Annotated in this window: 10 protein-coding genes; 8 read left to right on the forward strand and 2 right to left on the reverse strand. The window is 67.4% G+C overall.

Annotated elements, in window-relative coordinates; translation table 11 throughout:
- Positions 1-28 precede the first annotated feature (28 nt).
- The gene (locus WFH23_RS07200) at positions 29-727 is read right to left on the reverse strand and encodes an exonuclease domain-containing protein (RefSeq protein ID WP_090149022.1); all 699 of its coding nucleotides are present in this window, start codon (positions 725-727) and stop codon (positions 29-31) included.
- Between the two features lie 125 nt (positions 728-852).
- On the opposite strand from WFH23_RS07200, the gene WFH23_RS07205 reads away from it, so the two are divergent.
- The 4 genes from WFH23_RS07205 (at position 853) to WFH23_RS07220 (ending at position 4,325) form a co-directional block, all read left to right on the forward strand.
- Entirely contained in the window at positions 853-1,776 is a 924-nt protein-coding gene (locus WFH23_RS07205) for an alpha/beta fold hydrolase (protein ID WP_336662060.1), read from the forward strand.
- On the forward strand, positions 1,773-2,627 hold the full coding sequence (locus tag WFH23_RS07210; RefSeq protein ID WP_090149028.1) for a TrmH family RNA methyltransferase: 855 nt from the start codon (positions 1,773-1,775) through the stop codon (positions 2,625-2,627). The genes WFH23_RS07205 and WFH23_RS07210 overlap by 4 nt, the downstream gene beginning before the upstream one ends.
- On the forward strand, positions 2,624-3,418 hold the full coding sequence (locus WFH23_RS07215; protein WP_200328799.1) for a phosphatase PAP2 family protein: 795 nt from the start codon (positions 2,624-2,626) through the stop codon (positions 3,416-3,418). Before WFH23_RS07210 ends, WFH23_RS07215 begins: the two co-directional genes overlap by 4 nt.
- A gap of 364 nt (positions 3,419-3,782) precedes the next feature.
- The gene (locus WFH23_RS07220; RefSeq protein WP_336662061.1) at positions 3,783-4,325 is read left to right on the forward strand and encodes a GNAT family N-acetyltransferase; all 543 of its coding nucleotides are present in this window, start codon (positions 3,783-3,785) and stop codon (positions 4,323-4,325) included.
- Positions 4,326-4,350: 25 nt separating this feature from the next.
- Here WFH23_RS07220 and chrA read toward each other — a convergent pair whose 3' ends face one another.
- Positions 4,351-5,577, reverse strand: coding sequence for a chromate efflux transporter (chrA, locus tag WFH23_RS07225; RefSeq protein WP_336662062.1), 1,227 nt, complete (start codon positions 5,575-5,577; stop codon positions 4,351-4,353).
- Between the two features lie 143 nt (positions 5,578-5,720).
- On the opposite strand from chrA, the gene WFH23_RS07230 reads away from it, so the two are divergent.
- From WFH23_RS07230 to WFH23_RS07245, 4 genes are all read left to right on the forward strand, one after another.
- Positions 5,721-6,383 carry a phosphoribosylanthranilate isomerase gene (locus WFH23_RS07230; RefSeq protein ID WP_336662063.1) on the forward strand — a complete coding sequence of 221 codons (663 nt, stop codon included), beginning with the start codon at positions 5,721-5,723 and terminating at the stop codon, positions 6,381-6,383.
- Entirely contained in the window at positions 6,376-8,277 is a 1,902-nt protein-coding gene (locus WFH23_RS07235; RefSeq protein WP_336662064.1) for a BCCT family transporter, read from the forward strand. Before WFH23_RS07230 ends, WFH23_RS07235 begins: the two co-directional genes overlap by 8 nt.
- A gap of 231 nt (positions 8,278-8,508) precedes the next feature.
- Positions 8,509-11,514, forward strand: coding sequence for a glycosyl hydrolase (locus WFH23_RS07240; RefSeq protein WP_336662065.1), 3,006 nt, complete (start codon positions 8,509-8,511; stop codon positions 11,512-11,514).
- 38 nt (positions 11,515-11,552) lie between these two features.
- Positions 11,553-12,875: a carboxypeptidase-like regulatory domain-containing protein gene (locus tag WFH23_RS07245; protein WP_336662066.1), complete on the forward strand. Its 1,323-nt coding sequence runs from the start codon at positions 11,553-11,555 to the stop codon at positions 12,873-12,875.
- Positions 12,876-12,980 lie beyond the last annotated feature (105 nt).

A 12,980-nucleotide genomic window follows, 5' to 3' on the forward strand; every position in this document is an offset into this window, starting at 1 on the left:
CCCGGCCCTTTCTCGCTTCCGCGGCGCGTCAGCGGATCGGCCAGCGCCCGTCGGCGACGAATGATGCATCGCGCACCCTCCGCATGTAGTCCTGAAAACTCGCCGCCTGAGCAGCAGCCCACTCGATCTGCAGCCGATGAAGCTCGTCGAGCTCCGCCGGAACCACGTCCGCATACTTCGCCGCAATCTTCTGGAGCACTCGCCCCGCAGCGATCGCATCATCACCGGCATCGTGCGCATTGCCGATGTCGACTCCGTGATGCGCCGCCACTGCTTCGAGCGTGCGCTTGCCCTTGCGGTAGCGATCGAGCTGTTTGTCGAGGATGAGCGGATCGATCACCGGGGAGATCTCCGCCGGCCATGGCACACCATGCCGAGCCGCCTCAGCCGCGAGCAGCGTGAGGTCGTAGGGCGCGTTGTACGCGACGACGGGAAACCCGCGCTCGATCATTTCGAGCAGCTGATCGACGATCTGGCGCACTCCCACTGCGGCCTCGATGCCGCTGGTACGGGCGATCTCGTTGCTAATGCCGTGGACCTGCACCGCTGCGGCGGGAATCTCGATGCCTGGGTCGAGCAGCCAGTCGTATCGTTCCGACACTTCGCCGCCCGCACCGAGGAGGGCGATCGAAGCGCTCACGATGCGGGCGTGCGCGGTGTCGATGCCCGTCGTCTCGGTATCGAACACGGCCAGGTCTGCGGCCCACAGCGGGAGCGTTTCGGTCACGGAAGTCCTTTCGTCTCCGTCGATGGTATCGACTGCCGGGCGCGTCGTTTGTCTTCGGCCCGACCCCCTGACCGCCTGCCGCCAGCGGCAGGAGGCTGTCAGGGGGTCTCGGTAGAATCTGTCCCGTGACTTTCGCCCCTCGTTCTCTGCACGTTCCCGCCCTCGGTGTCGACACCCGAGCCTGGGAGTACGGTGACGAGACGGGGGAGACGCTGATCCTCGTCCACGGCTTTCGCGGCGATCACCACGGCCTCGAAGGCATCGCGGCCCGGATTGTGGAGCTCCGCCCAGAATTGCGGATCCTCGTTCCCGACCTCCCGGGTTTCGGTGAGAGCCCAGCGATTCCCGGCCGTACGCACGATCTCGCGCTGTACGGGGAGTGGCTCCGCTCGTTCGCAGCCGCGGCCGCGACCAGCGGATTCAACGTGCTCGGCCACTCGTTCGGCTCGCTCGTGGTGGCAAGGGCAATCGCGCAAGGCCTGGACCCGCTCCGACTGATCCTCATCAATCCGATCTCGGCTCCAGCACTCGCGGGGCCGCAGGCCGCTCTCACGCAGCTCGCGATCGGCTACTATCGGGCGGCGGAGCTCCTGCCCGAACGCGGTGCACGAGCACTCCTCGGCAATCCCGCCATCGTTCGGATCATGAGCGAGGTGATGGCGAAGACGAGGGATCCTGAACTTCGGGCTTGGATTCACGGCCAGCACGCGCAGTATTTCAGCACGTTCGCCGACGCCTCGACGCTGCTCGAGGCCTTCCGCGCTTCGGTCTCGCACACCGTCGTCGAGTACTCTGACGCGTTCACGATGCCGACGCTGCTGATCGCGGGGGAGCGGGATGACATCACCCCGCTCGCCAAGCAGCTCGACCTTCAGCGACGCGTACGCGGATCGCAACTCCGCATCATTCCCGGCACCGGCCATCTGGTGCACTACGAGGCCGTGCACGACGCGGCTGCGTATGTCGCAGACTTCATCGCCCCGCTCACGGTCGTGTCTCCCTCGACGCGCAGCACCGCCGCAGAAGCCATCATAGGGGGCCGCGCGTGAGGGTGACGCGAATCACTGATCTCGACATCCCGCAGCTCGCCGACTACACCCAGCTCACGGATGTCGCGCTGCGCCGGGTGCGGGAGCCGGAAGAAGGCCTCTACCTCGCCGAGTCGCCGAAGGTGATCGAGCGTGCACTGCGAGCGGGGCACCGCCCGCGCTCCGTTCTGCTGCTCGAAGAGTGGCTGCCGCGCGTCGAACCGCTGCTCGAAGCGTTCCCCGATGTGGAGGTGTACGTGGGGGAGTCGGATCAGCTCGCGGCGCTCACGGGGTTCCACCTGCACCGCGGAGCTCTCGCCTCCATGCACCGACCTCAGCCCCGAGACCCCGAAGCCCTGCTCAGGGACTCTCGGCGCATCGTCGTACTCGAAGACCTCGCCGACCACACCAACGTCGGAGCCATCTTCCGCTCCGTCGCGGCGCTCGGAGCAGACGCGGTACTGCTGACACCGGCATGCGCTGATCCGCTGTACCGTCGCGCTGTGCGCGTGAGCATGGGCGCCGTGCTGCAAGTTCCGTGGGCGCGGCTGCCCGATTGGCGGGAGGCCGGCCCGATGATCCGCGACGCCGGGTACGAACTCACCGCGTTCGCGCTGCGCGACGACGCTGAGGATCTCGCCGACTACGTCGACGAGCTTCCGGAGCGTCTCGCACTGATGTTCGGCACTGAGGGCGCCGGCCTGACGCATCGTGCGCTTGCCGCCTCGACGCGCGCCGTGGTCATTCCGATGGAGCACGGCGTCGATTCGCTCAACGTATCGACTGCGGCAGCGCTCGCGCTCTGGGCGGTGCGCACGGCGGATGCCCGCTCGGGGGCCGGCTCGGTCTCGGCGCTCGGAGCCCGCGCGTGAGCGGCGTCGCCGCGGGCGGCCGGCTCCGCGCGACCTGGTTCCTCGTATTCTGGGCTGCTGTCGGCATCGCGTCGTACGTGCTCGGCGTGCGCAACGTCGTCGGGCAGCGCGCCGAGGAGAGCGTGCTCGACGCCGCAGATTTCACGTTCACCCCGCCTCCGCCGCTCAACCTCGTGTCGATTCCGACGGTCGCGATCGCACTCGTCGTCGTCGGCGTGATCGCCTGGGTGTCGCACGGCTTCAGACGAGCGCTCGTCGTGACCGTCATCCCGGCGCTGTCGATCCTCGCCGCTCAACTGCTGAAGCTGCGGCTCCTGACCCGCCCCGAGCTCTTCGAGCTCGACGCGGCGAACACGTTTCCGAGCGGCCATATGACGGTCTTCGCCGCTATCACCGCGGCGCTCATCTGGGCGGTGCCGAGCCGCGTGCGCGCGTTCGTCGCGCTCGGAGGCGCTGCCCTGATCGCAGCTGTCGGGTGGCAGCTGCTCGCATACGGATGGCACCGTCCGAGCGACGTGTACGGGGGAATCGCGTTGGCTGTCGTCGCGTTCGCCGCTGCGTCGCTGATTCGACCGCCGACGTCGCGCGGTGAGACCGTACTCGGCGGCAGTGCATCGGTCGGTCTCGCAATCGCCGGGTGGGTGACCGTGGGCGCTGCCGTCGTGCTCGTCGGCGTAGCCGTCGCGACGGAGAATTCCGCCCTGATGCTCAGCGCGGGGGAGTTCGGCGGCGTCGGAGCGGCAGCCCTCGCTGCGCGCACCATGCTGCTGCTCGGCTCACGCCGGGCGTAGGCGTGTGAAGCGCGGATCGTGAACCGTGCGCGCGGATCGGCACGTGTTTCGATCGGAGTTATGTCAGAAATGGAATGCCCGAGCTCATCGACGACGATGAGTTCCAGAATCGACACATGCTGCGACGATTCGAGGCCAGAGATTCCGTGCCTCAGGTTTTCGACGGGCAGCTTCCAGGGACTGAACGCGCAACGGCGCATATGCGATTGTTGCGCGTAATGTTCGCGCCGAACGCACAGCCGTCAGCGTGGATCAGGTCTCGCTCGCACTCCGCCCAGCATGCATGATAATCTATATTATGTCAGCTTGGCTGACAGGCAGGGCTACGTAGAGCCTTCTCACCACGCTGACTAAACTGTTCGCCATGCTTCCGCTTAACACCGATCGTCTACGTTTCAGAGAGATGTCGCCTGAAGATTTGGACGCAATGGCGGCAATGCTCGGCGATCCGGACGTCATGGAGTTCTATCCATCGCCGAAGACACGGGCCGAGGCTGCCGAGTGGATTGAGTGGAATCAGAAGAACTACGCCACACACGGATACGGCCTCTGGATCATTGAGACGACGAGTGGTGAGTTTGTCGGCGACTGTGGACTGACCTGGCAATCTGTGAACGGCACGCGCATGCTCGAGGTCGGGTATCACCTCATTCCGGATTGGCACGGCCTCGGCCTCGCCACTGAGGCCGCAACATCGTGCCGCGATTTCGCACGAACGCGCTTGAGCGCAAACGAGCTCGTCGCGATTGTCCACCCTGACAATCGCGCTTCGGCGCGGGTTGCCGAGAAGATCGGCATGCAGCGAATCGCTGAAGACTTCAGCGACAGCAGCATTATGCGCATTGTCTTCGGCATGCAGCTCGCCGATTCTCCCCTGTTCCAGCCCCAACGGTCTGATACCCGTTGAACGCGCCGCGCAGACTGCCACGGCACTACAGCAGAGTCGACGCGGCGCCGCAGACCGCGCCCGTCACGACGACGATCCACGGCGGCACGCGCAGGTACAGGGCGACCAGCGCGGCGAGCGCCAGTGCGAGTGCAGCGACGTCCGTCACACCGTGAGTCAGCACGGGATCGATGAAGGCCGCAGCGAGCACGCCGACCACGGCAGCGTTGATCCCCCGCACCGCCGCGGCGATTCTCGGGGTTCGCTGGAGCCGCGCCCAGAAGGGCAGCACGCCGAGGAGCAGCAAGAACCCCGGGGTGAAGATCGCCACGATCGCAAGCACTGCGAGGCCCACGCGCTCTGAAACACTCCCCGCCCCGTCAGCGAGCGCGCCGACGTACGCGGCGATGCTGAACAGAGGTCCGGGCATGGCCTGCGCGGCGCCGTATCCGAAGAGCAGCTGATCCTGATCGATTCCGCGAGCGAGCGCCGGCTCCGCTTGCAGGGTCGCCAGCACGACGTGGCCTCCCCCGAATACGGTCGCTCCGGCGCGGTACGCGGCGTCGGTGACCGACAGAGCGGTGTGCTGCACCGCGCCCGCGATGATCGGGAGAGCGACGAGGAGTGCGCCACCGATCGCCAAGGCGACGGCTCCGCTCCGTCGCGAGACGCCCATGGCCCGCCCGCTCCCCTGCGCGCCCACGTCCGTTTCGAGCTCCGCAGATCGCCTCAGCAGGAGGACTCCGGCGGCGGCGCCACCGCACAGTACAGCGAGCTGCCCCCAGACGCCACCGACGAGCAATGCGACGATTCCTGCGAGCGCGGCGATCCCGGCGCGCGGCAGATCCGGCGCGAGGGATCGTGCCATGCCGTGCACGGCGTGCGCGACGACGGCGACAGCGACCGCGAGCACACCGTGCAGCACGCCGTCGGCGACTGGCCCCGTCAGAGAAGCCGCGCCCAGTGCGAGGGCGATCATGACGGCCACCGACGGAAGAGTGAACGCGATCCACGCCCCGATGGCACCGGGGAGGCCCGCCCGACGCAGTCCGAGCCCGAAGCCGACCTGGCTCGACGCCGGGCCGGGGAGGAACTGGCACAGCGCGACGAGTTGCGCGTACTCCGCGTCGCTCATCCAGCGTCGACGTACGACGAACTCCTCGCGAAAATACCCGAGGTGGGCGATCGGGCCGCCGAACGAGGTGCACCCGAGTCGCAAGAACACGGCGAACACCTCAAGCACTCGAGACCGGCTCTGCGCACGCCAAGACACCCCTTGAGCGTAACGAACATACGTCGACGCGTGGTCTCGGCGAGCCCGGTGTTCATCCGCTCGACTCCCGCGACCGGCGCCCCGTGATGTCGACCTCGCGGCCCATTGGGTACCCTGGAGAGTCGCCGAAACGAGGGATGGGTATGTACGTCAAGATCTGCGGGCTTCGCGAGCCCGCGCACGCAGCGCTTGCAGTCGAGCTCGGCGCCGATGCCATCGGCGTCGTCATGAGCCCGCGCAGCCCCCGCCACGCATCGGCGGATGACGCGCGGGCCGTGATCAGCGCTGCGCGGAGCGCTCGGCCGGACGTCGACACCGTGCTCGTCGTGAACACGATCCCCGCTGCGGAAGCGGCACGGCTGGCACTCGATCTCGGATTCGATGTCTTGCAGCTGCACGGGTCGTTTACCGCGGCTGACGTGGCGAGCGCGCAGGCGCTGCTCCCCCGAGTGTGGCGCGCGACGTCGCTGACCGAAGCTCCGCAGTTGTACGCCGGGGAGCTGAATGAGGAACGACTCCTCCTCGACGGCGCGATCCCTGGTTCGGGCGACACGTGGGATCTCTCTCCGCTCGGGAGCGACAGCGAACTCACGCGCCGTATCGGCCCGGACTGGCTGCTGGCCGGCGGCCTCTCCCCCGAGAATGTCGCAGCAGCGATCTCCACCGCTCGACCCGGCGGCGTCGACGTCTCCAGCGGCGTCGAGCGCTCCCCTGGCCAGAAGCACCCAGAACTGATCCGCCGCTTCATCGAAGCGGCACGCGCGCAACTCGCGCCTACCGACGAAAGCGATATTTCATATGAGTGACCGGCACGAGCCAGGCAAGCGCACGCGCAAGATCACACTGGTCACCCCGCCTCCGGTCCCCCACCCCGGCCTCATCCCGGGCATCGGGGTCGAGCAGACCGGAGTCCGCTTCGCCACGAACTGGGTGGTCCTCGGTGTCGCCGTCGCCTGCACGCTCGCAGTGATCGTCTGGGCCTTCATCGCGCCGGACACCATCGCCGTCGTCGGCGGGAACTCGCTCACCTGGGTCACCGAGAACTTCAGCTGGCTGTTCGGTTCCCTCGCCATCGCGGTGGTCTGCTTCATGCTCGTCGTTGGCTACGGCCGCACCGGCGGCATCCGCCTCGGTTCGGATGACGAGGAACCGGAGTTCTCGACCCTGTCGTGGATCTCGATGCTCTTCGCAGCTGGGCTCGGGATCGGCCTGCTCTTCTACGGCCCGCTCGAACCCCTGACCTACTTCCTCGATCCGGCACCGGGTCTCGAGGTCGAGCCCGGCAGCGGGGACGCAGCTCTTCCGGCACTCGCGCAGACCATCCTCCACTGGGGTCCGATCGCGTGGTCCTTCTACGCACTGGTCGGGGGCGCGATCGCCTACAGTGCGTACCGTCGCGGCCGCGCGCCACTTATCTCCGCCCTCTTCGAGCCGGTGTTCCCCGGAAGCAGCAACCGCATTCTGGGCCGGATCATCGATATCTTCGCGATCATCGTGACCTTGTTCGGCACCGCGGTTTCGCTCGGAATCGGCGCCCTGCAGATCGAGAGCGGTTTCCGCATTGTGACCGGGCTCGGCCCCATGGGCAACGCCTTCATCGTGGGTTCGATCGCGATCCTGACGGCCTGCTTCATCGCTTCGGCGGTCGCCGGAGTCAAGAAGGGCATCCGGCGCCTCTCGAACATTAATATGTTCCTCACCGGCCTGCTCGCCCTCTTCGTCTTCATCGTCGGACCGACGGTCTACCTGCTCAACTTCCTGCCGTCGTCCATCATCGAGTTCTTCCAGCAGGCGATGATCATGCTCGCGCGCAACCCCAATCAGGGCGAGGATGCGACGCAGTTCCTGTCGACCTGGACGACGTACTACTGGGCCTGGTGGGTCTCATGGACGCCCTTCGTCGGCATGTTCATCGCGAAGATCTCCCGCGGCCGCACCTTGCGAGAGTTCGTGACGACCGTGGTCCTCGTGCCCTCGGCGATCGTCATCACCTGGTTCGTGATCTACGGCGGTACGGCCATTTTCCAGACGCTCCAGGGCGCTCAGCTCGACACCGGAGGCTCCGGCGAGTCAGTGCTCTTCGACATGCTGAACGAGCTGCCGTTCGGCATGATCGCCTCCGTGGTCGCGATGATCGCTGTGCTCGTCTTCTTCGTGACGGCTGCCGACTCGGCATCCATCGTGATGGCCTCGATGTCGCAGATGGGACGGCCGGAGCCGGCGAAATGGGTGACGATCGTCTGGGGTCTCCTCCTCAGCCTCATCGCCGTCGCTCTCCTCCTTGCGGGTGGGCGAGACACGCTCGCCGGCCTCCAGTCGCTGATGGTGGTGTCAGCGCTGCCGTTCGCTTTCATCGTGATCGGGATCATGATCGCCTGGGCGAAGGACCTGCGGACCGATCCGTACATCATCCGTCGCGCGTATGCTCGTGCTGCGATCGCGCAGGGCGTGAGGCGCGGCATCGACGAGTTCGGCGATGACTTCGTCTTCGGTACGAACAGCGTGCCCGCCCACCAAGGCGCCGGCGCGGGCTTCGACAGCGAGGATCCCGCGCTCACCGACTGGTACGTCGACGCGACGACGGGGCCGATCGACACCATCGCCGCACCTGAAGCGGAGCCCACCCCCGGCTCCTCCCCCGGGGTCGCTCCCGCGATCGAGGATGCCGAGCGAGAGACGGAGCGAGAGACCGACCGCTGAGTCCGTGCGGTGCCGACGCGCGGCATGCAACCGCGTCGGCATCCCACGGACTCGCGAGCGTCATGCTCGATGCACGGATCGGCCGCGAATAGCACGTTGTGTTGCGTCTCGGCAACGTTGACATTGCCGATGAACGGTCAGTAGGCTTTTGCTGCACGGTTTTGAAACGATTCAACTCGACGGCGAGTGTGCGAAAGCTGCGTCGCCGTTGTCGCAAGGGAGCGCAATCGCATGCCACACCACGTCGACCGCCGGCCATCTGGTCTGACTCGCCGACAACTCATCCGCTACTCGGCGGTGACCGCCGCGGGGGTGGCCGCCCTCTCGGCGTCCCACCCCGCCGCCGCCCTCGCCGTCGCTGGCGCTGAGACCGGCACCGGAGCCGCGACGCTCGACGGGTTCACGAACCCGACGATGGCCACGGCTCCGCGGTTCCGCTGGTGGTGGCCCAACGGTCAGGTGGACCTCGAGCAGATCGCGGCAGAGGTGCGCACCGCAGCGCGATCCGGCTTCGGCGGCCTCGAGATCTCCGACGTCCACCACAGTGTCAAGGGCGGGCTCGACATCGACAACTTCGGATGGGGCGGTGAGCACTGGATCGCCGCAGTCGAGACCGCCCTCGCCACCGCGGAGGAAGAGGGCATCGAGATCGATATCACCCTCGGGCCGTCATGGCCCGCGGCGACGCCGAACATCACGCCCCAGTCCGAGGCCGCGATCAAGGAGATCGCCCACGGATCGACGACGCTCGCCCCGGGCAGCGCGTTCTCGGGGCCGCTCCCCGAGCCCATCACTCCCCCGGAGCCAGGGGTGACCGAGCGCGCGCTCATCGGCGTGCACGCGCTCGAGATCGTCAGCGTCGGAAAGACGACTGTGCTGAAGCGCAGCAGCCTCGTCGACCTGACGGGCGACGTCGCGAACGAACGCCTCGAGTGGACGGCGCCCGCCACGGGCGGCTCCTGGGTGCTCCTCGCGTACTGGGAACGCGGGAGCGGTCAGCGCCCGGAGGGCGGCGACCACACGAACCCCACGTCGTACGTGGTCGATCATTTCAGCGCGACAGGCGCGCAGACGCTCATCGACTACTGGGAGACGAACCTCCTCACTGACCGCATCAAAGGACTGCTCGGGTCCGTCGGCGGCAGCTTCTTCGAGGATTCGCTCGAGATCGAGACGCACGCCACCATCTGGACTCCGAAGGCTCGCGAAGAGTTCCAGAAGCGCATGAGCTACGACGTCTTCCCGTTCCTGCCCGCACTGGTCGAGACGAAGGAGAAGTACCTCTACGACTTCGACGACGTCGTCACCACTCGCGTCCGAGACGATTTCAACCAGGTCATGAGCGAGCTGTACTCCGAGTACCACCTCATTCCGCTGCGGGATTGGGCGCACTCGTACGGACTCGAATACCGCGTGCAGGCATACGGCCTCGAGCAGGATTCCATCGAGCAGGCCGGCATCGTCGACATCCCGGAGACGGAGTCCCTCGGTGCGAAGAACGTCGACGACTACCGCGTGCTCGCAAGCGGGCGAGACATCGCTGGGCGCAAGCTGCTCAGTTGCGAATCGTCGGCCTACCTCAACAAGGCGTATCTCACGACGTGGCGCAACGAAGTGCTCTACACGCTCGCCGAGACCTTCTGCGGCGGAGTGAATCAGACGGTGCTGCACGGATACGCGTACGCGGCCGCACCGGGCGCCGCATGGCCAGGGTTCGCCGCCTTCTCCCCCTACAACGGCGGCGTCGGCTACTCCGAGGCCTGGGGTCCGCGCATGCCCGTGTGGAAGCACCTCGACCGGGTCGCGGCAGCCATCTCGCGCACGCAGTGGGTACTCCAGCAGGGACGCCCCGTGTACGACATCGCGTTCTTCCGGCAGAAGGGCTGGGCGCAGACGGGCATCGGTGCGCCGTGGGCGACGGCTGCGGGCATCCCGATCGGGTGGTCGCACGGATTCCTGAACGAATCAGGACTCTTCCAAGAACTCTCGGTGCTCCAGGGCGGTCGCTTCGCGCCGGACGGCGGCAACTACCGCGCGTTCATCCTCGACATCGACCGGTTCCGCGGCAACGAGGCCACGATGTCGGTGCGGGCCGGTGAGGCGTTACTCGCCCTGGCACAGTCGGGCTTCCCCATCGTCTTCTTCGGCAATTGGAGCGCACCTGCGTCGACCGGGTTCCGCGACGCCGCCACGAATCAGCGAGTCGTCGACATCATCGCCCAGATGCGCGCACTCCCGAATGTGGCCGATGCCGCGGGCAACGACGACATTCCGCTGGCCCTGGCCGCGCTGGGTGTGACCCGAACCGTCAGCCATTCCAGCTCGAGCGTGAAGCACGTGCACCGGGTTTCCGACGGCGTCGACTACTTCTACTTCGTCAACGCCAAGCACAATCCGGGCAAGGATAAGCTCGCGTACGTCGAGCAGGATGTCACCGTACTCGCCACCTCGGATTCGCACGTGCCCTACGAACTCGACGCGTGGACGGGAGCGATCCGGCCGCTCGCGAAGTACACGCGAGACGGTGCGGCCATCACCGTGCATCTGCGATTGCAACCGGCGCAGTCGACCGTCGTCGTGCTCGCGCCGCAGGGCTGGGCCGGAGCGACGACGCCCCGCGCGGTCGTCATCGAGACGAGTGGAGACGATGTGTCCGTGCGCGCTGACGGAGCGGTGTACCTCCACGCCTCGCAGGCGGGCCCTCATTCGGTGCGCTTCGCCGACGGCCGGCAGAAGCAGACGCTCGTGCCCGCCCTCCCGGACCCCATCGAGCTCGCCGAGTGGTCGCTCACGCTCGACGACTGGCAGCCCGCTGCGGACGGCGTCGCCACCGACCATGTCTCCCACCGCGTGGAGAGCGGTGCGCTCGGTGCTTGGACGCAATTGGGGTACGCCGACGTCGCCGGAATCGGGGACTATCGCACCACCTTCGCGCTCGACGCGTCGTGGCGGCCCGGCTCGGGCGGTGTCCGCCTCTCCCTGGGGCAGGTACTCGACACCTTCCGCGTGTGGGTGAACAGCGTGCCGGTCGACCATGTGGATCTGAGTGATACGGAACTCGACATCTCCGACTACGTGCGCACCGGCCGCAACACGCTGCGCGTCGAGGTCGCGTCCCCGCTGATCAACCGTCTCAGGGTCGTCAATCCGGCTGTCTACGGCGTCGTCCCGTCGCAGGCCTACGGGCTCATGGGGCCGGTAACGGTCACGGCATTCGGGAAGGCGCGGGTGGCCTGAACATGCGCACGACAACCGTCACGACCAGAAAGAACAGCATGACCTCTCGCCCCGCCCTTCGCCGTGGAATGCCGGCCGCCCTCCTCGCTGCAGTGCTGATCGCAGCACCGTTGAGCGCGACGAGCGCAGCCGCCGTCGATGCCACCATCACCGGAAGCGTGACCGAAGACGACGCCCCCGTCGGCCGCGTGGAGGTCTCTGCCTACCGATGGGATGGGGATCAGCAGTCCTACGTCTTCGAGCAGGCGACCGAGACGGGCTCCGACGGGTCCTGGGCGCTCGATTTCCTGCCGGATGGCGCCTACACGCTGCAGTACGATACGTCCGTCTCGAACGCCCGTTTCGCGCTCGGGGAATCACTCGGCGGAAACTCCTCGTACGCGGACGATCGGCCCGCGTTCGAGATCACCGATGGGGTGAGCGATGCGGCACCGTTCGCGGAGCACGACCTCGAGCGGTGGGGCGGCGAGATCACTCTTTCGATCACCGAGGGCGGAGAGACGCTCATCGATCTCGATGATGCCGTCGCGCACGTGCGAGGCATCGATGTGAACGGCGCCCCGAGCGAGTCGCAGCGCGAATACGCCGACGAGGAGGGCGAGATCACGATTCCCCGGGTCCCGGCCGGAGGCTATGTGCCGTGGGTCGCCGCGCGAGGAGAGGCTGCCGCACCGGCGCCGCAGGATGCGCTGGTCTTCGCAGGCGCCTCCGTCGATTTCGGCTCGATCCCCCTGGGCACCGCGCCGGAAGGGGAGTTCGCTGCGGACCAACCGACCATCGCAGGAGAAGCGCGCTCGGGTGAAACGCTGACCGTTGTCGATCCCGCATTCGATCCGAATCCCGAGTCCGTCTCCCATCGTTGGAGCGCCGGGGAGAGGGCGCTCGAGAGCACCAGCACCAGCCTTGAACTGACCGACGAGCTCGTGGGCGAATCTGTGACGGCATGGGTGTTCGCGCACGGAACGGGAAGCTCCCCCTTCGTCTCGTTGGTGACCTCGGATGCGGTGCTCGCAGCGGACGCGGATCCGGATGCCGCTGCCGCAGCTGGCGGAGCAGGATCCGGATCCGATGCCGCCGGATCGAGCGCCGCCGACGGCGCCGATGCTGGGGGCGCGAGCTCCGGGGACGCAGACGCTTCGGCATCCGACGCCGCGGGCGATGCGTCGGGCGCCGCCGCGGGAACGCAGGCGGAGGCGGCAAGCGATGCGGACGGCGCGTCAGGCGGCGCCGGTGAACCGGGAGACGGATCATTGCCCGTCACTGGCGCCGGAATCGCGGGGCTCGTCGCACTCGCGGCAGCGCTGCTCGCTGCGGGCGGCATCCTCGTCGCGCGCCGTCGTCAGCAGCTCGGCACCGAGTGAGGGTAGCGGGCGGCATGCGTCATGCCGCCCGCGGCCCTCGGTGGCGCCCACGGACGCGAGCCGGTACCCTGGCCCCTATGCCCGAGCGGATCCACTCGCTCCCCC

The organism is Leucobacter sp. USHLN154 (genome assembly GCF_037145595.1).
In the GTDB taxonomy this organism is placed as follows: Bacteria; Actinomycetota; Actinomycetes; order Actinomycetales; family Microbacteriaceae; genus Leucobacter; species Leucobacter alluvii.

Coding starts and splice junctions, on each gene's coding strand:
- WFH23_RS07220 (WP_336662061.1), top strand. CDS start 3,783: ATGCTTCCGCTTAACACCGATCGTCTACGTTTCAGAGAGATGTCGCCT.
- WFH23_RS07230 (WP_336662063.1), top strand. CDS start 5,721: ATGTACGTCAAGATCTGCGGGCTTCGCGAGCCCGCGCACGCAGCGCTT.
- WFH23_RS07235 (WP_336662064.1), top strand. CDS start 6,376: ATGAGTGACCGGCACGAGCCAGGCAAGCGCACGCGCAAGATCACACTG.
- WFH23_RS07240 (WP_336662065.1), top strand. CDS start 8,509: ATGCCACACCACGTCGACCGCCGGCCATCTGGTCTGACTCGCCGACAA.
- WFH23_RS07245 (WP_336662066.1), top strand. CDS start 11,553: ATGACCTCTCGCCCCGCCCTTCGCCGTGGAATGCCGGCCGCCCTCCTC.